The organism is Alphaproteobacteria bacterium, from assembly GCA_020638555.1.
Taxonomy (GTDB): Bacteria; Pseudomonadota; Alphaproteobacteria; order Bin95; family Bin95; genus JACKII01.
This window is the reverse complement of sequence record JACKII010000004.1, coordinates 95,407-119,141: the sequence shown is the minus strand read 5'-3', so window position 1 is coordinate 119,141 and position 23,735 is coordinate 95,407. Positions and strand designations below refer to the sequence as shown.

21 protein-coding genes are annotated in these 23,735 nt (G+C 66.2%); 5 read left to right on the top strand and 16 right to left on the bottom strand.

Translation table 11 applies throughout. The features are described 5' to 3' along the window. Positions 1-15: 15 nt before the first annotated feature. Positions 16-510 (top strand): winged helix-turn-helix transcriptional regulator, encoded by a 495-nt coding sequence (locus H6844_14520; protein MCB9930615.1) that lies wholly within the window; start codon positions 16-18, stop codon positions 508-510. Positions 511-590: 80 nt separating this feature from the next. Continuing rightward, a complete protein-coding gene (locus tag H6844_14515; protein MCB9930614.1) occupies positions 591-1,223 on the top strand; it encodes a class I SAM-dependent methyltransferase in 633 nt (210 codons plus the stop codon). On the opposite strand, the gene dnaE is transcribed toward H6844_14515, so the two are convergent. From dnaE to H6844_14480, 7 genes are all read right to left on the bottom strand, one after another. Then, positions 1,220-4,696: a DNA polymerase III subunit alpha gene (dnaE, locus tag H6844_14510; protein ID MCB9930613.1), complete on the bottom strand. Its 3,477-nt coding sequence runs from the start codon at positions 4,694-4,696 to the stop codon at positions 1,220-1,222. The two genes, H6844_14515 and dnaE, sit on opposite strands and share 4 nt — an antisense overlap. 84 nt (positions 4,697-4,780) lie before the next feature. Further along, a complete protein-coding gene (locus H6844_14505; GenBank protein MCB9930612.1) occupies positions 4,781-5,176 on the bottom strand; it encodes a PIN domain-containing protein in 396 nt (131 codons plus the stop codon). Continuing rightward, entirely contained in the window at positions 5,170-5,412 is a 243-nt protein-coding gene (locus H6844_14500) for an AbrB/MazE/SpoVT family DNA-binding domain-containing protein (GenBank protein MCB9930611.1), read from the bottom strand. Before H6844_14500 ends, H6844_14505 begins: the two co-directional genes overlap by 7 nt. A gap of 107 nt (positions 5,413-5,519) precedes the next feature. Then, positions 5,520-6,398 (bottom strand): TauD/TfdA family dioxygenase, encoded by an 879-nt coding sequence (locus tag H6844_14495; protein MCB9930610.1) that lies wholly within the window; start codon positions 6,396-6,398, stop codon positions 5,520-5,522. 42 nt (positions 6,399-6,440) lie between these two features. Then, a complete protein-coding gene (locus tag H6844_14490) occupies positions 6,441-7,358 on the bottom strand; it encodes a TauD/TfdA family dioxygenase (GenBank protein ID MCB9930609.1) in 918 nt (305 codons plus the stop codon). Positions 7,359-7,427: 69 nt separating this feature from the next. Further along, positions 7,428-8,513: an acyl-CoA/acyl-ACP dehydrogenase gene (locus tag H6844_14485; GenBank protein MCB9930608.1), complete on the bottom strand. Its 1,086-nt coding sequence runs from the start codon at positions 8,511-8,513 to the stop codon at positions 7,428-7,430. 217 nt (positions 8,514-8,730) lie between these two features. Then, a complete protein-coding gene (locus H6844_14480; GenBank protein MCB9930607.1) occupies positions 8,731-10,275 on the bottom strand; it encodes an acetolactate synthase large subunit in 1,545 nt (514 codons plus the stop codon). 134 nt (positions 10,276-10,409) lie between these two features. Here H6844_14480 and H6844_14475 point away from each other — a divergent pair, with 134 nt between their 5' ends. After that, complete coding sequence (locus H6844_14475) at positions 10,410-10,793, top strand: hypothetical protein (protein ID MCB9930606.1); 384 nt, start codon at positions 10,410-10,412, stop codon at positions 10,791-10,793. An 8-nt stretch (positions 10,794-10,801) separates the two neighbouring features. Here the strand turns inward: H6844_14475 and H6844_14470 are convergent, their stop codons facing one another. The 3 genes from H6844_14470 to H6844_14460 form a co-directional block, all read right to left on the bottom strand. After that, the gene (locus H6844_14470; protein MCB9930605.1) at positions 10,802-11,842 is read right to left on the bottom strand and encodes an alcohol dehydrogenase catalytic domain-containing protein; all 1,041 of its coding nucleotides are present in this window, start codon (positions 11,840-11,842) and stop codon (positions 10,802-10,804) included. Positions 11,843-11,881: 39 nt separating this feature from the next. Then, positions 11,882-12,388 carry an aromatic-ring-hydroxylating dioxygenase subunit beta gene (locus H6844_14465; protein ID MCB9930604.1) on the bottom strand — a complete coding sequence of 169 codons (507 nt, stop codon included), beginning with the start codon at positions 12,386-12,388 and terminating at the stop codon, positions 11,882-11,884. 153 nt (positions 12,389-12,541) lie between these two features. Next, on the bottom strand, positions 12,542-13,840 hold the full coding sequence (locus tag H6844_14460) for a Rieske 2Fe-2S domain-containing protein (protein ID MCB9930603.1): 1,299 nt from the start codon (positions 13,838-13,840) through the stop codon (positions 12,542-12,544). A 69-nt stretch (positions 13,841-13,909) separates the two neighbouring features. Here H6844_14460 and mazG point away from each other — a divergent pair, with 69 nt between their 5' ends. Then, a complete protein-coding gene (mazG, locus tag H6844_14455; protein ID MCB9930602.1) occupies positions 13,910-14,713 on the top strand; it encodes a nucleoside triphosphate pyrophosphohydrolase in 804 nt (267 codons plus the stop codon). Positions 14,714-14,725: 12 nt separating this feature from the next. On the opposite strand, the gene H6844_14450 is transcribed toward mazG, so the two are convergent. The 4 genes from H6844_14450 to H6844_14435 all read right to left on the bottom strand — a co-directional run bounded on the left by H6844_14450 (position 14,726) and on the right by H6844_14435 (position 20,602). Continuing rightward, the gene (locus H6844_14450) at positions 14,726-15,985 is read right to left on the bottom strand and encodes an insulinase family protein (GenBank protein ID MCB9930601.1); all 1,260 of its coding nucleotides are present in this window, start codon (positions 15,983-15,985) and stop codon (positions 14,726-14,728) included. Positions 15,986-16,009: 24 nt separating this feature from the next. Then, a complete protein-coding gene (locus H6844_14445; protein MCB9930600.1) occupies positions 16,010-17,236 on the bottom strand; it encodes a cytochrome P450 in 1,227 nt (408 codons plus the stop codon). A gap of 552 nt (positions 17,237-17,788) precedes the next feature. Beyond that, positions 17,789-19,012: a cytochrome P450 gene (locus H6844_14440; GenBank protein ID MCB9930599.1), complete on the bottom strand. Its 1,224-nt coding sequence runs from the start codon at positions 19,010-19,012 to the stop codon at positions 17,789-17,791. A 39-nt stretch (positions 19,013-19,051) separates the two neighbouring features. Next, entirely contained in the window at positions 19,052-20,602 is a 1,551-nt protein-coding gene (locus H6844_14435) for a DHA2 family efflux MFS transporter permease subunit (GenBank protein MCB9930598.1), read from the bottom strand. A 190-nt stretch (positions 20,603-20,792) separates the two neighbouring features. Here H6844_14435 and H6844_14430 point away from each other — a divergent pair, with 190 nt between their 5' ends. Beyond that, the gene (locus H6844_14430; GenBank protein ID MCB9930597.1) at positions 20,793-21,620 is read left to right on the top strand and encodes an endonuclease; all 828 of its coding nucleotides are present in this window, start codon (positions 20,793-20,795) and stop codon (positions 21,618-21,620) included. A gap of 109 nt (positions 21,621-21,729) precedes the next feature. On the opposite strand, the gene H6844_14425 is transcribed toward H6844_14430, so the two are convergent. Together H6844_14425 and H6844_14420 are read right to left on the bottom strand one after the other, a co-directional pair. Then, positions 21,730-22,854, bottom strand: coding sequence for an alpha/beta fold hydrolase (locus H6844_14425; protein ID MCB9930596.1), 1,125 nt, complete (start codon positions 22,852-22,854; stop codon positions 21,730-21,732). An 11-nt stretch (positions 22,855-22,865) separates the two neighbouring features. Continuing rightward, on the bottom strand, positions 22,866-23,630 hold the full coding sequence (locus tag H6844_14420; protein MCB9930595.1) for a glucose 1-dehydrogenase: 765 nt from the start codon (positions 23,628-23,630) through the stop codon (positions 22,866-22,868). Positions 23,631-23,735 lie beyond the last annotated feature (105 nt).

Here is a 23,735-nt window from a genome sequence, read left to right as displayed (position 1 = left end):
GGTCGGAATCTTTGAATGACGATGGAATCCAAACAGATTACCGCTTTGGCGCAGGCCCTGGAAAAGTGTTCGTGCAGCGGGCTGCGCCGGACGATGCGTTTGGTGACGAATCTGTTCGATCAGGCATTTGAGCCCATCGGGCTGCGTTGCACCCAGATGACCGTGTTGATGGCCGTCGCCGTGCACGAGCCGGCCACGATCCGCTACCTGTCGGATGTGGTGGTTCTGGATGCGTCCTCTCTCTCTCGGGCGCTGGATCCGCTGGAGCGGGACGGCCTGATCGTGCGCGAGGTCGGACAGTCGCGGCGCAGCCGGGAAATCCGGATTACGCCGGCGGGAATGGAAAAAATCCGCCAGGCGGCGCCGCTGTGGATGGAGGCGCAACAAGTCTTCCTGTCCATTCTGGGCAAGGAGAATATCAGCGTGTTCGAGGACCTCCTGGAGCGGACCGCCCGCATTAAGGACATCGACCTCGACCAGGCGAAGAAGTCGCAGCAAGCGGCGGCGTGACGGTTCCGCCTTCGGCGCCTTTGCGCGAGCAATGGCAGCGCTCGGGTCGAGTGTCGGACGATGGGATGGCGAGGCGGCAAATGGCCCCTGTGTTCGACAATCTGCGTGGCCGCTCGGACAGCCGGCCGGACGCCATTCGGAAGCTGTATGACGAATGGGCGGACGATTACGACGCAACGCTCACCGCCTGGGGCTATGAAGCGCCGACCATAGCCGCCGGGCGGCTTGCGGAACTGGTGCCGGCGGAAACGCTTGTCCTGGATGCGGGATGCGGCACCGGACTTTCCGGGCAGGCGTTGTATCGGGCCGGGTTTCATACCCTGGTTGGCGTCGATTTCTCCGCGGAATCGCTGGTGTTGGCGGCGCGGCGCCGTGTCTACCGCGACCTGCTGGCCGTCGATCTCACCCAACCGCCCTTGCCCTTCGCCGATGGCGCATTCGGGGCGGTGGTGTGCGTCGGCGTGCTCAGCTATTTGCCCGAGGTCGAAGCCATCTGCCGCGACTTCTGCCGTCTGACCCGGCCGGGTGGGGCCATCGTCCTGACCCAGCGCAGCGACCTGTTCGGCCCGCGCGGGACCCAACAGGCCTTCGACCGGCTGGTCGGCGAAGGGCTTTGGCAGCCGATTGAGGTCACGGGCCCCGAGCCCTATCTGCCGGGCAATCCCGAATTCGAGGGCATCGGTGTCCGCTACGGAGTCTTCCGCCGCGCCTAATGGTAGGTGGGCGACATCTGCGCCACCTGTTCCACATCCACCACGCCGCGCACGGCCTTGAGCATGGCCGCCATCTGCGGCGTGACGCTGTAGCGGCCCGGCAGGTCGATTTCCACCTCCCGCTGCGGGTCCAGGCCCAGCACGATCGAGACCTGGCCACGCCCGCCTTCCTCGCCGCCCAGCATTTTCCGGATCGAGGGCAGGGGGGCGGTGTCGGTGACGAACACCTTGATGGCCTCGGTCCGGGTCGCGGCCACCTTTTCCAGGTCGTCCACCGCGTTGGCGGTGATTTTGACACTGTCGCCGTCGAGCCGGACTTCGACCGTCATCAGCACCGGATGGCCGGAGTCCAGCACCGGTCGGGCCGTGGCCAGCACCTCGCTGAACAGGGTGATCTCGACCATGCCGGTCGAGTCCGACAACTGGACGAAGGCATAGCGGTTGCCGCGGGCGTTCGAGCGCTCCTGCCGGCCGAGCACGACGCCGGCGATCTTGGCGTGGCCGTCGCTGCGCGCACGGTCGGCCAGGCTGGCGATGCGGGTGACGCGCAGCCGTTTCAGCAGTTCGCCATACTCGTCCAGCGGATGGGCGGAGAGGTAGAAGCCGATGGCGTCGCGCTCGCGTTCCAGCGTGGTCAGCAGATCCCAGGCCGGCACGTCGGGCAGGGGCGGCAGGGTGGTTTCGTCCTCCACGTCGCCGAACAGGTTCACCTGGGCCGACGCCGCTTCCTCCTGCGCCAGATGGCCATGGCGCAACGCCAGGTCCAGGCCGGCGAACAGGCGCGCCCGGTCCTTGAAGAAGATGTCGAAGGCGCCCGCCTGGCACAATTGCTCCATGGCCCGCTTGTTCAGCGCCCGCGCCTCCAGGCGGCGGGTGAAGGCAAAGATGTCGGCGAAGGGACCGCCGGCGGCGCGCTCGCGCACGATGGCCTCGCAGGTGGGGCGGCCCAGATTCTTGATCGCGCCCAGGGCATAGCGGATGGCCCGGACCGGCTCCTCGCCCTCGCCCGGCACCTGTTCGACCGCGAACATGACATCGGAATGGTTGACGCTCGGCGGCAGCAATTCGATGCCGAGCCGGTCCAGGTCGCGCTTGAACTGGGCCAGCTTGTCGGTGTTGCCCATGTCGAGCGTCATCAGCGCTGCCATGAACTCCACCGGATAGTTGGCCTTGAGATAGGCGGTCTGGTAGGCGACCAGGGCATAGGCGGCGGCGTGAGACTTGTTGAAGCCATAGCCCGCGAACTTGTCGACCAGGTCGAAAATGTCGGAGGCCTGTTGCTTGTCGACACCGCGACCGACCGCGCCGGAGACAAAGATCTCCCGCTGCTTCGCCATTTCCTCCTTGATCTTCTTGCCCATGGCCCGGCGCAGCAAATCGGCGCCGCCGAGGGAATATCCCGCCAGGATCTGGGCGATCTGCATCACCTGTTCCTGGTAGATGATGATGCCATAGGTCTCCTTCAGCACCGGCTCCAGCAGCGGGTGCAGATAGTCCGGCTTTTCCTGGCCATGCTTGCGGGCGATGTAGGAGGGGATGTTCTCCATCGGCCCCGGCCGGTAGAGCGAGACGACGGCGATGATGTCCTCGAACTCGGTCGGCTTCAGCTTGCGCAGCATGTCGCGCATGCCGCTGCCTTCCAGCTGGAACACACCCGCGGTCTCGCCGGAGCCGAGCAGCCGGAAGGTCGCCTTGTCGTCCAGCGGCAGTTTCAACAGGTCGATGTCGATGCCGCGCTTGGCGATGAACTCCACCGCCTTCTGCAACACGGTCAGGGTTTTGAGGCCGAGAAAGTCGAACTTCACCAGCCCCGCGGTCTCGACATACTTCATGTTGAACTGGGTCACCGGCATGTCCGAGCGCGGATCGCGGTAGAGCGGCACCAGTTCGTGCAGCGGCCGGTCGCCGATCACCACGCCGGCCGCGTGGGTGGAGGCGTGGCGGTAAAGGCCCTCCAACTGCAGGGCCACGTCGATCAGGCGGCTGACCTCCTCGTCCTCGCGCCGCGCCTGCTGGAGTTGCGGCTCGCCGTCGATGGCCTGTTGCAGGGTGACCGGGTTGGCGGGGTTGTTCGGCACCAGCTTGCAGATTTTGTCCACCTGGCCATAGGGCATGCCGAGCACACGGCCGACATCCCGCAACGCCGCGCGGGCCTGAAGCTTACCGAAGGTGATGATCTGGGCGACCCGGTCCTCGCCGTATTTGCGGCGCACATGCTCGATGACTTCGTCGCGCCGGTCCTGGCAGAAATCGACGTCGAAGTCCGGCATCGACACGCGCTCGGGGTTGAGGAAGCGCTCGAACAGCAGCCCCCATTTCAGCGGATCGAGGTCGGTGATCTTCAGCGCATAGGCCACCAGCGAGCCGGCGCCGGAGCCGCGACCGGGGCCGACCGGAATATCCCGCTCCTTCGCCCATTTGATGAACTCGGACACGATCAGGAAATAGCCGGGAAAGCCCATCTGGGTGATGACGCCCAGCTCGAACTCCAGCCGCTCACGATAGGGGGTGGCGATCTCCGCCTTTTGCGCATCCGTGGCGTCGGTGGGATAGACGTGGGAGGCGAGGCGTTGTTCCAGGCCCTCTTCGGCCTGGGCGCGCAGTTCGGCGGGCTCGTCTCGCCCCTCTTCGGCGCTGAAGGCCGGCAGGATCGGCTTGTGCGGCAACGGCATGTGGGCGCAGCGCCGGGCGACGACCAGGGTGTTGTCGACCGCTTCCGGCAGGTCGGCGAACAGCGCCCGCATTTCCTGCGGCGACTTGAGATAGTGTTCCGGCGTCAGGCGGCGGCGGTCGGTCTCGTCCAGCTTCTTGCCGGCGGCGATGCAGATCAGGGCGTCATGGCCCTCGTGATGCTCGCGTTCCGGGAAGAACACATCGTTGGTGGCAACCAGCGGCAGGTCGCGGTCATAGGCCAGTTTCAGGAAGGCCGGCTCGGTACGCTGCTGCTGCGGCAGGCCGTGGCGTTGCAACTCCACATAGAGGCGGCCGGGAAACAGCCGTTCCAGCCGCTCGACCAGGGCGGCGGCAGCCTTGCCCTGGCCCGCCAGCAGCAGCCGGCCGAGCGGCCCGTCGGCGCCGCCGGTGAAGGCGATGACGTCGTCGGTGTGGCCGTCCAGATCGTCCCAGGCGAGGCGCGCTTCGCCCTCGACCGCGCTTTCCAGAAACGCGCGGCTGACCAGCGCCATCAGGTTCTCATAACCCCTGGCGCTCTGGGCATAGGCGGGCAGGTAGGCGACGGCGCGGTGGTCCGGCTCCAGCATCGGCAGCAGCGTGCCGACGACCGGCTGCACGCCCGCATCGGCGGCGGCTAGGGCGAATTCCAGCGCGCCGAACAGGTTGGCGGTGTCGGTGACGGCAACCGCCGGCGCATTCGCGGCGGCGGTGCGTTTCACCAGATCCTTCAGATGCACCGCACCTTCGGAGAGCGAATAGGCGGAGTGCACGCGCAGATGGACGAAATCGGCATAGCTCATGGGTACCAATAGGGCCGGGATTCGGGTCTGGAATCGAGATGGTCAGAACGGGAACGCTGTGCAAGCCTGTGGGCGGTTCTGTGGCTAAGCCGGGAACGGGTTGCGGAGCGCGGTGCCCTCTATGGTCAGGCCGTGGTGCATATCCTCCGAATAGAGGGTGTCGCAGCCGGCGAGGATCGCCGCCGCCCAGATATTGGCGTCGTAGATGTGGAGCCTGTACCGCTCGGCGATTTCCAACGCCTTTTCATGCGTCGCTTCCGTCACTGGCACCACCTCACACAGCGACCGAAGCCAAGCCGACTGGTCCTGCAACTCCGACCAATCCAATGTCGTTTTGCGCCGCAATACAGCAGCGAATTCGTTCAACACCTGAACGCTGACAACTGCGCGTCGGCTTAGAAGGTCTTGGGCAATCGCTGCTTTTTCGGGAACGCTGCTATGTGCGTAAAGCGGTATATTGGAATCGAGGAAAACTAGTATCGCTGCGTTCCCTCATAAGCATCCGCGCGTGAAAACTCGTAGTCATCCGGCAGGAGTTTGCCATTCTCCCGCAGCCACTTGATGCGATCCTCTACCGACATCGGCAAATCGATTACAATCTTGTTCGGCCCTTGCCGCGACACCCCGACCTCGTCCCCTTCTTTCAGGCCGAGTTCTTCGACGATTTCGGCAGGAATGCGAACGGCGAGGCTGTTGCCCCATTTGGAGACGCGCATGGCCAATGGCTCCTTGTCACAGGGCCGTCACGTATATCATTTTGGGCGAAAATTCAATGAAAGGATATCCGGTCCGGCGCTTCCGGCCCGGATATCCAATTTCGCTATCACACCGGCCGGTCGCCCTGCACCATGGTGCGGTAGAGCTTGCGGCGCTCGCTCATGTCGTAGTCCGAGCCGGCCTTGTGCAGGGCCGAGCGGTTGTCGACGATGAGCAGGTCGCCGATGCTCCAATTGTGGGTGTAGGTGATATCATCCTGGATGATCTCAGCCAGCAGCGCCGTCAGATAGTCCTGGGTCTGGAACGGGTCCATGCCGGTGAGGGTCTCGGTCTTGCCCTGGTGGAACCAGATCGCCTTGGTGCCGCGGTCCGGATGGGTGCGCACCAGCGGGTGGACCATCAGCGGCTCGGCGAGGCGTTGCTGGTCGGCCAGCGAATCCGGGTTGGCGACCGCCAGGCGCGCGGAACTGATGCGTTGGTTTGCGCTCTGCAACCGGTCGAGCTCCGCCCGCCGCTCTGGCGTCAGTGCCTCATAGGCGGCGTTCATGTTCGCAACCGAGGTGCCGCCGCCCTTGCTCGGAATCATCTCCGCATAGAGGAAGGTGAATTTCGGTGGCCGTTCCTTGTTGGTGTGGTCGGTGTGCCAGGTGGCGTTTTTCGGTACCTTGGCCTGGTTGCCTTTGCTGTCCTTCTCGAAATTGTCGAGAATGCTGACCATCGGCACGTCCTGGACCAGATTGGTCTTGATCTGGTCCTCCATCAACTCGCCGAACAGTTCTGCGGCGGCCGCGAATTGCGCCGGCGTCAGCTTCTGGTTCTTGATGACGACGGCGATGTTGTCGACAACGGCGTCATAGAGCGCCTGGCGGGTGTTCTCGTCCACCGGCCGGGTCAGGTCGATGCCGGTGATTTCCGCGCCGATTTTCGGCTTGATCGGCGTCACGGTGAACGATTGTTTGGCTTGCGGCTTGGTCATAACGCCCATGGGTCGGGTCCTCCTGGAGGGGGTCAGGGCTGCTGAGCGGTCCTATTCCGCGGCGCGCAGGTGCACGTCCGGCACGGTGAGGCCTTCCTGCTCGCAACTGTTGGCGCGGTCCTGCACGGTGGCGCGCTGCACGTCGCGGCGGAAGCGCAGGTCGTCGAAGGGCAGGCCGCGGTGCAGGGTGCAGCGGTTGTCCCATATCACCAGGTCGCCGACGCGCCAGCGGTGCACATGGGTGAACTGGCGCTGGGTGGCGAAGTCCAGCACCCAGTCGATCAGCGGTTTCGCCTCGGCATCGTCCATGCCGACGATATGGCCGGCGTGGGAGGCGACGAACAGGTTTTTGCGTCCGGTCTCGGGCACAGTGCGCACCATGGCCTGCGGCACGGCGTCGACCGCCTGCCGTTCGCCCTCCTGCCAGTCGGTATAGCCCAGGCGCTCGCGCGAGTAGACCAGCGAGTGCTCTGCGACGAGGCCGGAAAGGCGGGTCCGCTTGGCGTCGTCGAGCGCATCATAGGCGGCGCGCAGGTCGGCAAAGGCGGTCTGGCCGCCGACCGGCGGGATTTCCCTGGCATACAGCAACGAGGCCAGCGCCGGCACGTATTTGAACGAACTGTCCGTGTGCCAGAGCCGGTTGCCCAGTTGCAGCCGGCGCAGCCGATTGCTTTCCTCCAGGATCCGGTTGTCCGCGCTGAGATTGGAGACATCGGCGATGTCCTCGCGGATGCGAAGCTTCTGGTCGGACACGGCCTTTTTGATCACGGTGTGATCCATCGGGCCGAATTCTCCGGCAAAGGCGACGTGCTGATCCTGGCTCAGCGTCTGGCCGGGGAAGACCAGCACGGCATAGCGCCAGAAGGCGGCCTTGATCTCGTCGATCTGGCCCGGCGCCGGATCCGCCAGGTCGACGTCGTAGATCTCGGCGACGAAGTCGTCGTGTACGGGGCTGACCGTGATGGCCATGGCGGTTCCTCCGGTTGTGGTCCGGTTGATTGCCGCCAGTGTATCCTATTCGCCGAAAGTCGAAAGGGCCTACCAACCGGCCGCCAGCCGCTCCAGCTTGATGCGTTGGACATAGGCGGCAAGGTTGCCCAGCTTGTCGAGGTCGCGCTTGAGACTGGCCTCGCGCGGCGGCAGTTGCACGCCAAGGTCGGCGACCAGCGCGCCATAGTCTGCCTGAAGCGCTGTCGAGCGGTTGCGGATGTCGAGCAGCAGCAATTCGGCTCCCGCCGAGCCCGGACCGGCTGCGAGGGCCGCCGCGGCCAGGGTTTTCAGGCCGTTGAGACCGGCCACCAGGGCGCCGAAGCGGATGGCGGCGTCGCCGGTGAGTGCGGCGCCCGCCTGTTCCTTCAGCACGTCGAATTCGGCCGCGAACCCGCCGAAACGGGCGCCCAGGTTGGCCAGGTCCTCGTGGTCGCGCATCGGTTTGCCCAGCAGGTCATAGCCCTCACCCAGCGGGCCGAGCAACGCTTCCGGACCCACATATACGCCATTTAGCTTAAGCCCACAGTGCGAGGACGGCTTCAGGTAGTCGACATTGCCGCCGGGCACGTATTCCAGCCCGTCCGCGCCCCTGGGCACCAGGAAGATGCTGTAGCGCTTGACGCCGTTTTCGATGCCGGTGATGGCCAGCACGGCGATGAGCGTCGCCTGCGGGCCTTGGGTCAGGTAGCTTTTCTCGCCGGTGATGCGCCAGCCGTCGCCGTCCCGCTCCGCCCGTGTGGTCAGGTGTTTGGGGTGGGCGCCGACCTTGGGCTCGGAGATCGAGACCGCCATCCGGGCCTCGCCGCGAGCCAGCGCCGGCAGATGGCGCCGGCGTTGCGCGTCATTGCCCAGGCGGTTGATGACGAAGCCGGCATTGTGCAAATGCCCCTGCCAGATCGAGCCGACGCCGACATTCCGCGCCGCCCGCACGAAACCCTCGACGGCGGCGATCTGCGTGGCCGGGTCGATGGGCGTGCCGCCGAATTCCTCGGGTGCGGAGAGCGCCAGCAAGCCTTCATCGGCCATGGCCTGCCAGATGGAATCCGGCAGGGCGTCGAGCGTGTGGATGTCGGCGAGGGGGGCGAGATATTGCTCTGCGAAGGCTTTGGCGCGGGCGGGCCAGTCGGCGGTCATGGTGTCGTTTCACTTTCTGATGTGTCCCGACCGAGCCGGAGGCGAGGGCCGGGATCGGTCGCTCTCGCGAGGACGGGCCGGACGGTAGTCGCACGCTGCGGCCGGCCCCGGATGGCGGCTCTGCCACCTCCGGGGTACACCGTGGGTTTGGTTCCTCCAACCTCGCCCCCGGTGTGTCCCGGCCGCTGCGGAGCGGCGAGCCGGGACCGAGCGCGGCTCAGATCCGCGCTTCGATCAGGTTCGGCCCCGGCGTCGCCATGGCCCGCTTCATCGCATCGGCCAGGCCCTCGCAGGTGTCGACCTTCACTCCGGGCACACCGAAGCCCTTGGCAATCGAGACCCAGTCCATGGGCGGATTGTCCAACTGCGTCAGCGCCATGGAGTGCGGCCCCGGCTGGTTCAGGCCGGCGCGGGTCATCTCGCCCTGGAGAATGGCATAGCGCTGGTTCGAGCAGATGACCGTCGTCACGTTCGCGCCCTCGCGCGCCTGGCTCCAGAAGGCCTGGGGCAGATAGGCGCCGGAGCCATCCGCCTGCAGGTTCAGTACCGGCCGGTCCGGGCAGGCGAGCGCCGCGCCCAGGGCCAGGCCGGGGCCTTCGCCGATGGCGCCGCCGCAAAGGCTGATCTGGGTGTGCCGCGGCAGCTTGGTCGACATCGGGCCGTAGAGCCGGCCGGTGGTCACCGCCGTCGGCACGATCACCGCGTTTTCCGGCTGCATTGCCGTGAACACCTGGCAGAGCAGGTCCGGCGTCAGTGCGCCGGTCGGCACGCCCGGCACCTCCAGGCGGGTGACGGACGGGGTCGCGCCGGCCGCGCCCGTGCCCTGCACCAGCGCGTCCAGCGCCGTCACCGCGTCGTCGACCTGGTCGGCCACATGCAGGACGCCATCGCGGCCGCGCAGATACTGGCTCGGCGCGTCCGGCCAGCCAAAAAAGCTGACCGGCAGCTTGGTGCCGATGACGATGACCTGTTCGTAGGAGTCCATCAGCGCCTGGGCCGGTTCCGGCGGGTAGGGCATGCGGATATGGTCCGGCAGGCCCGCGCCGCATTCCATCAGCGAGAACGAGCCCTCGATCACCAGGTCGCAGCCATGGGCGGCCTTCAGCTTCGCTGCCAGCATCAGGCCGGCCTCTTTCAGCGCGGTGCCGCCCAGCAGCAGCGCGGTCTTCTTGCCGTTCTTCAGCATGGCCGCCGCCCGATCCACCAGCGCGCCGTCGATGGCGCCCAGCGGTTCCGGCGTGCCCAGAACCGGGTCGGCCTGGACGTCGGCCATCTGGTGGTCGTGCGGAAAGCTGAGCGAGGCGATGCGGCCACGCTGGCCGAGCGCGAAGGTGATGCCGTCGACAATGTCCTGGGCCACGGTTTCCGGCCCCTTGGTCTCGCGCACCCAGCCCGAGACGGTGCCGGCCAGTCCCAGGATATCCATGGCCAGCGGCGCGTCGGCGTCATAGTGCCAGGTCGAATGCTGGCCGATGACGTTGAAGATCGGCGAGAAGGCGCGCCGCGCATTGTGCTGGTTGGCACAGGAATTGGCGAAGCCCGGCCCCAGATGGGTGATGGTCATGGCGGGCTTGCCGGCCAGACGGCCATAGGCGTCGGCGGCGGCACTGCACACATTCTCGTGCAGCGCCAGAACGGGCCGGATGCCGGGCGCCGAGTCCATGGCCATGACCATCGGCATTTCGGTCGTGCCGGGGTTGGCGAAACAGATTTCGGTCCCGGCTTGTTTGGCAACGGACATCAGGGCTTCGGCGCCGTTCATGGAAGGGTCCTCTCGTATGGGGTAGGGCGGCAGTGTCGTGGCGTGGTAGCGGCTGTCAAGCGATTCGCCGTGTTTATTCATCCTTAATCATAAGACTGCTACCCGGAGGGGGCGAATCGATACTAACGAAGACCATGCTGACACTCGTACACGACCGGGATTGTCCCAATCGGGAAGGCCGAGATGGCCGCGAGCAGCGACCATCGCAGGTTGTGGTGCTGCCGCCGGCCGGCGGCGCGCTCGCGCATTTGCCGGGGCCGGTGGTCTGGGTGTCGGATGCGGGCCGGGTGGTCGATGCCAACCTTGCCGCCCTCGATGTTCTGCTGGACGTGGGTGAGGCGGCCGCGCCATTGCGGGACGCCATTCTGGGAACCCTGCGCGATCACGCCCCGCGCCAGGTGCAACTGCAACTTCGGGGCGACGTCTATCTGTTCCAGGTCGCGGTGTCGGCGACGGTTGCCGAGCCGCACCGTCTGTGCGTCATTGCCGTCGGGCAATCGCTGGGAAAAGCCGGCTAGGCGGACGCTCAGCCCCGGTCCGGCACCAGAATCGGCTTCAGCGCCTCGCCGGCCAGGATCAGGTCGAAGCCGCGGGCGCTTTCCGACAGAGGCAGCACGTGGCTGACCAGCGGCGAGATGTCGACCTTGCCGGCGGCCAGCAGGTCCTGCCCCAGCACCCAATCTCCCCAGAGCCGCCGCCCATGCACCGCGTGCACGGTGACGGCCTTGTAGATCCACTGGGCGAAGGTGACGGCGTGGGGCTCCGGCGGGCCGCCGACCAGACGGAATTCGCCGCCCTTGCGCAAGGACGTGGTGCAGGCCTCGAAGCCGGCGGGGGTGCCGGAATACTCGATCGCGACGTCGATGCCATAGCCGCCGGTCATGTCGAGGCAGACCCTGGCCACGTCCTCTTCCATCGGGTCGAGGGTGCGGTCGGCGCCCATTTGAGCTGCCATGGCGCGGCGTTTCGGATTCGGGTCGACCGCCAGCACCCGCGCCGCGCCCAGTGCGCGGGCGGTGGCGACATTCATCATGCCGATCGGGCCGCAGCCGTTCACCAGCACGCTCTGGCCGGCAACGCCGGTGCCGACGGCGCTGGCATAGACGCTGATGCCGTAGGGCTCCAGCATGGCGGCGATATAGGGGTCGAGATCCGGCGGGTTCACCCAGCAAATCTGCTCCGGCACCACGCACCACTCGGCAAAGCCGCCGTCGATGGAAATGCCGGGATAGCCCAGATTCTGACAGACATGCGCCTGGCCCGCGCGGCACTGGCGACAATGGCCGCAAAAGATGTGGCTTTCCAGAGAGACGAAATCGCCCGGCTTCAGCCGCGTGACGCCCTCGCCGACGGCGTGGATATGGCCCGCCATCTCATGCCCCAGAATGCGCGGCACCTGCACGCGGGCGCGCATGCGCGGCGCCCATTTGTAGATCTGCATGTCGGTGCCGCAAATGCCCGCGGCCTGCATCCGGATGAGCACTTCGCCGGGACCGGGCGAGGGCTCGGGATAGTGGCCGACGGCAACGCCGCCTTCTTCCGGCGCGATCTTGGCGAGGGCTAGCATGGCAGGGGCTTTGACCTTTGGGGCTCTGACCTTTGGGGCTCAGACATTGTAGACATCCAGCGGCACGTCGACCTTGTCGTTCAGGAAGACGACCTTCTTGGCGGCGATCTTCAACGCATCGTCGCGCCGTTCCAACCGGTATTCGTAGCGGCCGCCATGGACGCGCCCGCCCTTGTGCATGTGGTAGAGGTGCACGGTCCAGCTGGCCGCCACGGTCAGGGCATCGGCGGTTCCGTCCAGGATCAGCACATTGCCGACCACGTGGCACGAACGCGGCATCGGCGTCGAGGCATAGCTGTCGCGGCTGAGAATGCGGTAGACGCGGTCGTCGAGGCCGGTCTTGTCCGGCATGTACATCAGCGCCAGTTCGACTTCGGGGTCCCGGGTCAGTTCGGTTTCGTTGGCCCAGGCGGGCATCCAGAAGCTGGCGTCGTCCCAATAGCAGCCGAGCCAGCCCTGCCAGTCGCGCGTATCCAGGCAATAGGCCTCGCGGTAGAGCAGGCGCTCGACTTCGAGTTGGAGGGTGGGGGAGGGGAAGGGGGTCATGCGCCGGACCTCCCGCCCCGCACGCCGCCGTCATTGCGAGAAGCGGAGCGACGAGGCAATCCAGGCCAACGGCCCGACGAGACGGGGACGCTCATCTGGATTGCCACGCCTCCGGCTCGCAATGACGGCGGGTGGGAGGGTGTCACCGCGACCTCACCCATCGCTCATCAACTCCCGCCAGCGGCGATACTGGCCGACATAATGGGTTTCCGGGTCCCAGCGGCTGTTGGAGGCGACCGGGTTCAGGCCCAACGCCTTCGCCTCCTCGTCCGGGCCTTGCGAATAGCCGTCCCAGCCGCGCCGGAACACGTTCCAGGGCTCGGCGCTGGCATGGGCGCCGGACTGGGTGTCCTCCAGCGCCGCGGAATCGTCGGTGGTGGCGAGGCCCGAGCCGAGGAAAAAGTCGCGGAACTTGTTGAGCCGCGCCGCCCGCGCCGCCCGGCTCTCCCCCTTGCGGGCGAGGCAATAGACCTTCACCTCGGTCCGGCTGGGCGAGAGCGGGATCAACACCCGGATTTGCGTCGACGACTGGTCCATCAGGAACAGGTTCGGGAACAGGAACAGGTTGCGGCCGCGCCCGCACATCCAATCCCACTTCACCGGCCCCACTTTCGGCTCGATCTCGTCCTTCGCTTCCCACAGCGGTGCGGCGGCGGGGTCGCCGCGCATGGTCCAGATGACGGTGTGCCCATGGCCGAGGTCGTAGGTGCCGTTCTTCAACGCACCGGAAAAGCGGCCGACATCGGTCGACTTCAGGCCCTTGTGGCCCAGCAACTGGTCGCGCCGCTTGACCGTGTTGGCGAAATTCCGGTGCACGGTGGTCACGTGATAGGCGTCGACGCCGTTTTCCGCCTGGAGCTTCCAATTGCCGTCGACGATGTAGGACGAGACGCCCGGCAGCACCTCCATGCCCTCGCCCGACTGGTCGGCCAGCAGGTCGATGATGGTGGCGGCCGCACCCAGATGCTCGGCCAGCGGCGGAGCCTGCTCGTTCAGCGTGGCGAAGACGAAGCCCTTGTAACTCTCCACCCGCGGGACTTTCCGCAGGGCATAGCAGGCCGGGTCCTCGCCGGAGGCATCCTTGATGCGGACGCAGCGGCCGTCATTGGCGGAGAAGCTCCAGCCATGATAGCGGCAGACCAGCACCCGGGAATTGCCGCGCTGGGTCGGGTTCAGCAGCGCGCCGCGATGGGCGCAGGCGTTGAGCAGGCCGCCGACCGAACCGTCGTCGCGGCGGTTGATCAGCACCGGCTCCCGCCCCAGCTTGGTCGCGTAGTAATCGCCCGCCTTCGGGATTTGCGACTCGTGGCAGACATAGGTCCAGGACTGCTCGAAAATCCGCTCCATCTCGGCCGCGAACACGTCCTCGCCCGTGTAGATGCGGCGGTGTACCCGGAACAGATTGTCTTCGGGGCGGTCGTCGACCAGGCCGGCGAAGTTGCTTTGTAACATGGGCAAGCGCTCCTCTGCCGCGCTATCCTAACCCTGCCGATTGCCGAAGCCCAGAGAGACTCCCGCCCCATGGCCGTCCCATCCAGCGCCATCGACGACCTCCTCGCCACCATGGCCAAGCTGCGCGACCCGGACGGCGGCTGCCCCTGGGATCGGGAGCAGGATTTCGCCAGCATCAAGCCCTACACGATCGAGGAAGCCTACGAGGTCGCCGACGCCATCGACCGGGCCGATTTGGACGACCTGAAAGGGGAGTTGGGCGACCTGCTGCTACAGGTCGTCTACCACGCGCAGATGGCGAACGAGGAAGGCGCGTTCGCCTTCGAGGACGTGGCCCGCGCCATCAACGACAAGATGATCGCCCGTCACCCGCACGTGTTCGGCGATGCGGAGGTGCGCACCGCCGCCGCCCAGACCGATGCCTGGGAGCGGCAGAAGGCGCGGGAACGGGCGGAGAAAGCCGCGCGCGCCGGCCGCGAGCCGAGCGTGCTGGATGACGTGCCGCTCGCCCTGCCGGCGCTGATGCGGGCGGAGAAGCTGGGCAAGCGCGCCGCCCGCACCGGCTTCGACTGGCCGGACACCGCCGGCGTGCTCGACAAGCTGCGCGAGGAAATGGCGGAGATCGAGGAGGCGCTCGCCGCCGGCGATCCGGAAGCAGTGCGGGAGGAAATCGGCGATCTGTTGTTCGCCGCCGCCCAACTCGCCCGCAAGGCCGGGGCGGACGCCGAAGAGGCGCTGCGCCTCGCCAACCGCAAATTCTCCGGGCGCTTCCAGGCGATGGAGGCCGCCGCCCGCGCCGAAGGCTCCGACCTGCGGGCGGAGGACATGGAGCGGCTGGAAGCGCGCTGGGTGGCCGCCAAGGCCGGAGGGTAGGAAGCGAGCCGTTCAGGCGTCCAGCCATTCCCGCATCTGGTCCTGCGGCGGCAGGGTATTGACGGCGCCGGCGGCGGCGAAGGTTGGGTCGCCCGAAAACACGAGCGCGGCCAGATCCGCCACCTTGGCCGTGTCCACGGCCTCGACCCGCGCGACGATCTCCTCGACCTCGCGCCGGCGGCCGAAGGCGAGCAATTGCGTTGCCGCCTGTTCCGCGCGCTGCCCGGTGCTCTCGCGCGCCATCAGGATTTGCGCCTTGAGCTGTGCCCGTGCCCGAGCGACCTCTTCCTCCGTCACCGAGCCGGAGAGATTGCGGCACTCGCGCGTGACGATTTCGCAGACCTCGTGCGCGGTCTCGGGGCCGCTGCCGGCATAGATGCCGAACACGCCGTGGTCGAGCATGCCACTGGCGAAGGAATAGATCGAATAGACCAGGCCGCGCTTCTCCCGCACCTCCTGGAACAGGCGGCTGGACATGCCGCCGCCGAACAGGGTGGAGAGCACCTGCAACCCGTAGAAATCCTCGTGGAGGTAGGACAGCGCCGGGAAGCCCAAAATCATGTGGGCCTGCTCGCCCTCGCGCGCGACCTTGGCATAGCCGCCCTTGTAGCGTGCGGGCTCCGGCGCCTCGCTTTCCCCCGGCTGCCAGTGGCCGAACTGGGCCTCGACCGCGCGCACGAAGGCGTCGTGGTCCACCTTGCCGGCCGCCGCCAGCACGAGGCGGGAGGGGCGATAGCGGGCATGCATGTAGGCGATCATGTCGGCGCGCGGCAGGTTCCGCACCACCTGCGGGTCGCCCAGCACGGTGCGGCCGGCCGCCTGGTCGGGATAGGCGATGGCCTGGAACGTGTCGAACGCCACATCCTCCGGCATATCCGCCGCCTGGCCGATTTCCTGGAGGATGACCTGGCGCTCGCGCTCCAGTTCATCCTCCGGAAACGTGCTGTTGCAGATGATGTCGCCGATCACATCCAGCGCCAGCGGGGCGTCGTCCGCCAGCACCTTGGCATAGTAGGCGGTCTGCTCGCGGCTGGTATAGGCGTTGATGATGCCGCCGACATTTTCGATGGCGATGGCGATTTCGGCCGGATTGCGCCGTGCCGTGCCCTTGAAGGCCATGTGTTCCAGCAGGTGCGAGACGCCGTTCACGGCTTCGGTTTCGTGCCGTGTGCCGGCGCCGACCCAGACCCCGAGGGAGGCGGTCTCCACATGGTCCATCCGGTCGGTAACGATGCGCAGGCCGTTGGAGAGGGTGGAGACGGTGGTGGTCATATGGGGCGAGGGTCCTTCACTCTGTCAGGCGTGGATGATGGCGGGCATTTTGCGGATGCCGCGGATGAAATTGCTCTTCAGGCGCACGGGCTCTTCCAGCACTTCGATCCGCAGGTCCCGTTTCAGGATCTCTTCCCACAGGATCGACAATTGCAGGTCCGCCAGCCGGTCGCCGACGCAACGGTGGATGCCGGCGCCATAGCTTAGATGTTGCCGCGGCTTCGCCCGGTCAACGATGAATTTGTCGGCGTCCGGAATCACCTCTTCATCGCGGTTGCCGGAGACATACCACATGACCACCTTGTCGCCCTTGCGGATCTGCTTGCCGCCCAGTTCGGTGTCTTTCAGCGCCGTGCGGCGCATGTGGATCACCGGGGTCTGGTAGCGGATGGTCTCGGCCACCAGCTTCGGCACCAGCCCGTGGTCGGCGCGGGCCTTGGCGTATTCGTCCGGGAATTTGTTCAGGTAATAGAGGCCGCCGCTCATGCTGTTGCGCGTCGTGTCGTTGCCGCCGACAATCAACAGGCCCAGATTGCCGATGAATTCCCGCAGCGACATCTCCTTGGTTTCCTGGCCGTGGGCCAGCATGGAGATCAGGTCGAAGCGCGGCTCCTGCTCCCGCCGCTCGTCCCAGAGGGCGCGGAAATACTCGGCCATTTTCTTCAGTTCCTCGAACCGCTCTTCCTCGGAGCGGACGAGGGCGTCGGGCGCACCGTAATCGGTGAAGGTGGCCACGTCCGACCAGTAGGTGAGCTTGCGGCGCTCCTCCCACGGGAAGTCGAACAGCGTCGCCAGCATCATGGTGGTGAGTTCGATCGAGACCATGTCGACCCAGTCGAACGCCTCGTTCTTCGGCAGGCTGTCGAGCACGTAATTGGTGCGGTCGCGGATGATCGGCGTGAAGTTCTTCAGGTTGAAGGGCGCGACGATCGGCGCGACGGTCTTGCGCTCGATCGTGTGCCGCGGCGGGTCCATGCGGATGAAGCTTTCGGTCTCCAGCCCCGGCTTGGGGTCGCGCACCTGGATGCCGCCGACCTGATTGGAATAGGTGTCGTGCGCCAGTTCCACCTGCATGATGTCGTTGTATTTGGTGACCGACCAGTAGGGGCCGAAGGCGCTCTCCGGGCAGAAGTGCACCGGGTCCTCGCGCCGCAGCAAGGCGAACGGCTCGTACCAGGTGTCGGTGCGGTACAGTTCGTCGTCCGCGACGTCGAGCGTGGCGAGGTCGAGGGAGGGAAGCGGGGCGTTCATGGGGCAGGGACCTCCGGTCTGTTCTTGGCTTTGATTGGACGTTTAGCATAACGGGCGGGCGATGGCTGAGAAGCCCCGAACCGCACTCCGAACTTCCCCCGATGCCACAATTCAAACGCCCCCGGAAACCGCACCCCGAACTTCCCCGGAAGCGCGGAGCGCTGTCCGGGGTCTCTTGCGGCCTTTGCTCCGCCTCGGAAAGGGGTCCCGGACAGGCCTGCGGCCTTCCGGGAAAGCTCGGGAATGGGCCGAGTCCGAGGGGCCAGGGGCGGTGTCAAGGAATGCGCGTTGTCGCTGAGACGCAAACGACTGCGGCCAGGGATGCCGGACCGTTGCGGAAAGCCCCGAAGCCACCTTCCGAGGCTCCCTCGGAAGCCACCCTCCAAGCCTACCTGGGGGGGGGCATGCTCCAAGCTTACCAGGAAGCCACCCTCCGAGCTTCCCCGGAAGCGCGGAGCGCTGTCCGGGGTCTCTTGTGGCTTTCGCTCCGCCTCGGAAAGGGGTCCCGGACAGGCCTGCGGCCTTCCGGGAAAGCTCGGGAGGAGGGGCCGACTACGCTGCAATCCTCACCGGCATGCTCTTGATGCCGCGGATGAAGTTGGAGACCGACCGGGTCGGGCGGTCCAGCACCTCGATCTGCAAGCCGCGCTTCAGGATTTCCTCCCAGAGGATCTGCAATTGCAGGTCCGCCAGCCGGTCGCCGACGCAACGGTGGATGCCCGCGCCATAGCTCAGATGCTGGCGGTGCTTGCGGCGGTCGACGATGAAGCGGTCGGCGTCCTCGATCACCTCCTCGTCGCGATTGCCGGAAATGTACCACATGATGACCTTGTCGCCGGCCTTGATCTTGCGGCCGGCCAGGTCCGCGTCGCGGGTGGCGGTGCGGCGCATGTGGATGATCGGCGACTGGTAGCGGATGGTCTCGGCCACCAGCTTTGGCACCAGGCCGTGGTCGGCACGGACCTTGGCGAATTCCTCCGGGTTCTGGCTCAGATACCACAGGCCGCCGCTCATGGAATTGCGCGTCGTGTCGTTGCCGCCGACGATCAGCAGGGTCAACTGGCCCATGAATTTCTTCAGGTCCATTTCCTGCGTTGCCGGCGAGTGGGCCAGCATGGAGATCAGGTCGAAGCGCGGCGGCTGGTCCTTGCGCTCGTCCCAGAGGCGGCCGAAATAGGCGGCCATGTCCTTCAGCTTCTCGAACTTGTCGAACTCGTCGGTGGCGAGCGCGTCCGGTGCGCCATAGTCGGTGAAGGTGGAAAGGTCCGACCAGTAGGTGAGCTTGCGCCGCTCCTCCCACGGGAAGTCGAACAGCGTTGCCAGCATCATGGTGGTGAGCTCGATCGAGACCTGATCGACCCAGTCGAATTCCTGCCCGCGCGGCAGGCCGTCCAGCACGAATTGCGTGCGCTGGCGGATGGTGTCGGTCATGTTCTTCAGGTTCGTCGGGGCGACGATGGGGGCGACGGTCTTGCGCTCCGCGGTGTGCTGGGGCGGGTCCATCTGGATGAAGCTCTTGCGCCGCACCACGTCCGGCGTGTCGCGGATGGTGATGCCGGGCTCCGAGGAATAGGTGCCGGGGTCCAGCTCCACCGTCATAATGTCGTTGTATTTGGTCACCGACCAATAGGGGCCGAATTCGCTTTCCGGCACGTATTGCACCGGGTCTTCGGCGCGCAGCCTGGCGAACAGCGGCTGCCAGGTGTCGGCGCGATAGAGTTCCGGATCGCTGACGTCGATCGGGGCAAGGCCCGTCTGTCCCATATGCGCATTCATCCGGCGTTCTCCTGATTGTTGAAGTCTCAGGCAGGTAATCTAGCGCCGCTTTCGCAACAGGAACAACGTCGGAATCAAGGGTCCCAGGGCCACGAGCGTCAGGAAGAAGAATCCGTCCTGAAAACCCAGCATGTTGGCCTGTGCCGTCACGACGCTGTTGAGGTAATGCATGGCAATGCCCTGCTGCACCGCGTCGGGCATGCCGGTGCCGGCCAACTGGCCGGCGACCTTACCCAGCATCTCCACGGTCGTGCTGTTCGCGGCGGTCTGCGTGGCGCCCAGCTGGTTGGCGTGGAACTCGATCCGCATTTCCAGCAGCACCACATAGATGCTGATGCCGGTCGACCCGCCCAGCATCAGCGACAGGTTGGTGACGCCGGCGCCGCGGCGCATCTGTTGCGGGGTCAGCGCGCCGATGGCCGTGGTGTTGAGGGCGGGTGAGACAAAGGCGGAGCCGACCCGGCCGATCAACAGCGAAATCGCAACATACCAGAACACGGTGTTGGCATCGGCGCCGGTCAGCATGGAAACGCTGGCAACGATGATCACCGAGCCGAACACCATCACGATCGGCGCCGGGACCTTGTCCGAAACCCGGCCGGCAAGGGGAAGGATGGCCGCCGCGAAAAAGCTGCCCGGCAGCAGCATCGAGCCCGCAATCGTGGGCGTGAAGCCCTGGACGATCTGGCCGAAAATCGAAAACGAATAGACGCTGGCAAAGTTGCCGAAGCCGAAAAAGAACGAGCAGGCCAGCGCATTGACGAACCGGCCGTTCGAAAACAGGCTCAGATCCAGCAGCGAGGCGTTCTTGCGCTTTTGCGACGCAATGAAGGCGATGCCCGCGGCCAGCGTTATGGCCAGCAGGATCATCAGGTCATCGGAACTCCAGCCCCATTTCTGGCCGTTGCCCAGGTACGTGAACCAGCCGAAGACAAAGGTGTTGATCAGCACGAACCCCAGCACGTCGAACCGGCCGGCCTCCGCCCGGTGATCCTCCGCCGGCAGGAACAGCATGCCGAGAAAACCGGCAATCAGGCAGGCCGGGATCGGGATCAGGAAGATCGACCGCCAGCTGATCGCATCAATGGTGACGCCGCCGAGCGCCGGCCCCATGCCGAGGGCGACGGTCACGCCCATGCTGAACATGCCCATGGCGAGGCCGCGTTTTTCCAGCGGAAACACCTGAAACAGCACCAGCATGACCAGCGGTTGCAGCAATCCGGCGGCAAACCCCTGGAACACCCGCGCGACGATCATGATCTCCAGCGTCGGCGCCAGAAAGGCCAGCACGCTGGCGCCTGCAAACACCGACATGACCAGGAAAAAGGTGTTCCGCTGGCCGATCTTGGCCAGCGTCCAGGAACTGGCGAGCAGGCCGGTGGTGTTCATGGCCAGGAACGCGGTCGAGAGAAACTGCGCCTGGCTCTGCCCAACGCCGAACGCGCCCATCACGTGCGGGATCGCCACATTCGTCATGGAACTGGTGAAGATCGACGTGAAAAACGCCGCCAGCGCCGCCGCGGTCGCGAGCCAGCGCTCGGCGGTGCTGAAGGAAGAGACGGTGGTCGGTTGTCCGGCGGCGGCCGTCATGGGTCCATGTCGGGTCTTCGGCATGGCGGGCTGGAGGTCATGGCCTCTTTGCCCGCGGGGGGATTCAGTAGCACGCTATCGATCATGGGTGCAACCAACCGGCAATGGCCCAATCGGGTCGCCTTGGCGTATAGCCCTTTCATCCGCCGCTCTTCGTTTCGGCCGTGCGCGCTCGGCCCCGGAGCCCCCGATGCCAGTCTTCCTCCTTGCATTCGCCCTTGCGCTGCTGGCGCTGACCGGCGCTACGTCGGTGATGGCCCAGGTCCTGACCGTGGTCTCGTTCAACGTCGAATCCGACGACGACACCCAGCCGGCTCGCGTGGCCGAGGACATTGCGGCGATCAGCAAGGCCGGCGCGGTGGACCTGTTCGGTCTCGCCGAGGTTCAGAACGCGGCGGACCTGAACGTTTATGCGCGGGCCGCCAGCCGGCCCGGCGCCGCGTTCAAGCCGATCCTGGCGCGCAACGGCAACGAGGACCGGGTGGCGATCCTCTACAACGCGGCCACGCTGGCGCTGGACGATGTGCGCGAACTCGACCGGTTTCCCGGTTCGCGCAAGGCGTTGGTGGCGCAGTTCGCGTATCGCGCGAAACGCCTCGATTTCCTGTTCATCGTCAATCACTTCAACCGAGGGGATGCGGAGCGGCGAAACCGGCAGGCCCGCCTGATCCGCGACTGGGTGCTGGCGCAGGACCGGCCGGCGATCCTGGTGGGCGACTACAATTTCGATTACGACCCGCGCAAGCGCCGCGGCAACGAGGCGTTCGAGATCTTCACCGCCGATCCGGGCCTGGTCTGGCTTCCGGTGCCTTGCATTGCCAAGGGACGCTGCCCGGCGACCGGGACACAGTGCGACCGGCGGTTCAATTCGATCATGGATTTCGTGTTCGTCGCCGACCGGGGCCGCGGCTGGCGCGGGCGGTCCGCCATTCTGATGCAGCAGAACGGCTATTGCGAGCGCGAGCGGCGCGGGTATTCCGACCACCGGCCAGTGGCGGCCCGCATTCTGCTCCGCTAAAGCCATTTCAAGTGCAATGGACTCATTGCATGACTAGGATAATTGCGTCCAATCAATGAGATAGAGCAGCCCCCCGTGAGCCAAGGCGAACGGAAACTGCTCTAGCCGGTCACGCCGCCGCGGCTTCCACCAGCAATCGCGACACGGCGGCGGCCTGTTCCTGCTGCACCCAGTGGCCGGCGCCGGGCAGCAAATGGGCGCTGCGGAAGTCGGTACAGGCGCGGGCCTGCATCGCCTCGAACGCGCCGGGCGATTGGTGTGTGCCCCAGTCGCTGGCTCCGGCGATGAACCAGGTCGGCACGTCGATGGTCCGCGCGGCAAACACCTGCTCCCGCGCCCGGAACCGCGGCTCGATCCGGCAGCGATACCAGTTCAACCCGCCCTGAAAGCCCAGGCGCCGGTATTCCGCGGCATAGACGGCCAACTCGTCCTCCGGCAGCCATGCGCAGGCGGCAATCTCCGCCGGCGGGGGCATTTCGTGCGCCACCGTTTCCGGCATGGTCTCGTGCAGGTCCATAACGTAATAGGTGGGAAGTTTCGCCAGTTCCGCGGCGGTCCACGCCGCCAGCGGCTGCGGCCGGTTGGCGGCCCAATCGGCGCTTTTCTGGTGGAAATAGGCGCGCAGGAAGGCCTGCATCCCCTGCGGCGCGCCCTGCATGTCGCCGTTGGCAAGGCGGGAGCAATAGTACCACTGATAGTGTTTGCGCGGCCGTTCCAGCGCGGCGAGGTCGGCGTGCACGTCGCGCGCCGGTTGCGGCAGCGACAGGCCGGGCGGGCCGGAGAAAGGGGCGCTCATCAGCACGCAGCGCCGGAACACGTCCGGGCGCACCAGCGCGGACCAGGCCGCGACCATGGCGCCGAAATCGTGCCCCACCACCATCCGCACCTCGCGCCGGCCGAGCGCATGCAGCAGCCCCAGCACGTCCCGCACCAGGTTCAGCGCGTGGAAGGAGCCGAGATCGCCGTCATAGCCCGGGTCCCAGCCCAGCGTGCGGCCATAGCCGCGCTGGTCCGGTGCGATCACATGATAGCCGGCCGCCGCCAGTGCCGGCATCACCTTGCGCCAGCTATAGGCCAGTTCCGGAAAGCCGTGCAGCAACAGCACCAGCGGCTTGTCGGCGGCGTCCTGCCAGCCCGCCTCCAGATAGTGCAGGGTCAGGCCGTTGCCGTTGTCGGCGAAGCGCGAGCGGATGCCCGCGGCGGCGGGGGCGTTGGGGTAGGCGAGGGCGGGCATCGCAGAGCGCCTTACAGAAACACGGTGCCGCCATCGACCATGATGGTCTGGCCGGTCACGAACTTGCTGGCGTCGCTCGCCAGATAGACGATGGTGCCGACCAGATCGTCCGCTTCCAGGCTGCGTTGCAACGCCTGGTTGCCGGCGATGACGCCGGCGGCCTTGTCGAGGCGCTCGCCGAAAAACTCCTTCGTGCCCTCGGTCATCACCGCGGACGGGGCGACGGCGTTGACGCGGATGAAGTCGCGCCCGATCTCGCGGGCCATGGCGCGGGTCATGCCAATCACCGCGCCCTTGCTCATGGCGTAGTGGACGCCGAACGGGAAGCCGTAGACCGCGGCCAGCGACGAGATGTTGATGATCGAGCCACTTTTCTGCTTGCGCATCGGCTCGATCACCGCCTTGCAGCAATGCCACATGCCGGTGACGTTCACGTCCAGCATTTTCTGCCATTCCGCCGGTTCGAGCTGGTCGAACTTGCCGCCCTTCATGTTGGCGTAGAGCGCCGCGTTGTTCACCAGCACGTCGACGCGGCCATAGCGCTCCAGCGCCAGGTCGGCCATGGCCTGGCAGGCGGCCATGTCGGTCACGTCGCAGGTAGCGGCCACCGCCTTGCCGCCGGCGCGGACGATGCCGGCCACCGTGTCGTCGCAATAGCGGACGTCGGCGCAGACCACCGCCGCGCCCTCGCGGGCCAGACCTTCCGCATAGGCGCGGCCGAGGCCGCGGAACGCGCCGGTGACGATGGCGACCTTGCCGTCGAGGGATGGGCTCATTGGGGTGTCCTCCGCTGGGATGTTGGGGCGTTTCTCTTGGGCCGACCATGCTATAGGCGCGTGCGCCGTTTCGGAATAGGATCGCGGCAACCCACGCAAAAAGGA

Excerpts from the sequence above, each read along its gene's own strand:
- H6844_14520 (MCB9930615.1), top strand. The coding sequence starts at position 16 with ATGACGATGGAATCCAAACAGATTACCGCTTTGGCGCAGGCCCTGGAA.
- H6844_14515 (MCB9930614.1), top strand. The coding sequence starts at position 591 with ATGGCCCCTGTGTTCGACAATCTGCGTGGCCGCTCGGACAGCCGGCCG.
- dnaE (MCB9930613.1), bottom strand. The coding sequence starts at position 4,696 with ATGAGCTATGCCGATTTCGTCCATCTGCGCGTGCACTCCGCCTATTCG.
- H6844_14500 (MCB9930611.1), bottom strand. The coding sequence starts at position 5,412 with ATGCGCGTCTCCAAATGGGGCAACAGCCTCGCCGTTCGCATTCCTGCC.
- H6844_14495 (MCB9930610.1), bottom strand. The coding sequence starts at position 6,398 with ATGGGCGTTATGACCAAGCCGCAAGCCAAACAATCGTTCACCGTGACG.
- H6844_14490 (MCB9930609.1), bottom strand. The coding sequence starts at position 7,358 with ATGGCCATCACGGTCAGCCCCGTACACGACGACTTCGTCGCCGAGATC.
- H6844_14485 (MCB9930608.1), bottom strand. The coding sequence starts at position 8,513 with ATGACCGCCGACTGGCCCGCCCGCGCCAAAGCCTTCGCAGAGCAATAT.
- H6844_14480 (MCB9930607.1), bottom strand. The coding sequence starts at position 10,275 with ATGAACGGCGCCGAAGCCCTGATGTCCGTTGCCAAACAAGCCGGGACC.
- H6844_14475 (MCB9930606.1), top strand. The coding sequence starts at position 10,410 with ATGCTGACACTCGTACACGACCGGGATTGTCCCAATCGGGAAGGCCGA.
- H6844_14470 (MCB9930605.1), bottom strand. The coding sequence starts at position 11,842 with ATGCTAGCCCTCGCCAAGATCGCGCCGGAAGAAGGCGGCGTTGCCGTC.
- H6844_14465 (MCB9930604.1), bottom strand. The coding sequence starts at position 12,388 with ATGACCCCCTTCCCCTCCCCCACCCTCCAACTCGAAGTCGAGCGCCTG.
- H6844_14460 (MCB9930603.1), bottom strand. The coding sequence starts at position 13,840 with ATGTTACAAAGCAACTTCGCCGGCCTGGTCGACGACCGCCCCGAAGAC.
- mazG (MCB9930602.1), top strand. The coding sequence starts at position 13,910 with ATGGCCGTCCCATCCAGCGCCATCGACGACCTCCTCGCCACCATGGCC.
- H6844_14450 (MCB9930601.1), bottom strand. The coding sequence starts at position 15,985 with ATGACCACCACCGTCTCCACCCTCTCCAACGGCCTGCGCATCGTTACC.
- H6844_14445 (MCB9930600.1), bottom strand. The coding sequence starts at position 17,236 with ATGAACGCCCCGCTTCCCTCCCTCGACCTCGCCACGCTCGACGTCGCG.
- H6844_14440 (MCB9930599.1), bottom strand. The coding sequence starts at position 19,012 with ATGAATGCGCATATGGGACAGACGGGCCTTGCCCCGATCGACGTCAGC.
- H6844_14435 (MCB9930598.1), bottom strand. The coding sequence starts at position 20,602 with ATGACGGCCGCCGCCGGACAACCGACCACCGTCTCTTCCTTCAGCACC.
- H6844_14430 (MCB9930597.1), top strand. The coding sequence starts at position 20,793 with ATGCCAGTCTTCCTCCTTGCATTCGCCCTTGCGCTGCTGGCGCTGACC.
- H6844_14425 (MCB9930596.1), bottom strand. The coding sequence starts at position 22,854 with ATGCCCGCCCTCGCCTACCCCAACGCCCCCGCCGCCGCGGGCATCCGC.
- H6844_14420 (MCB9930595.1), bottom strand. The coding sequence starts at position 23,630 with ATGAGCCCATCCCTCGACGGCAAGGTCGCCATCGTCACCGGCGCGTTC.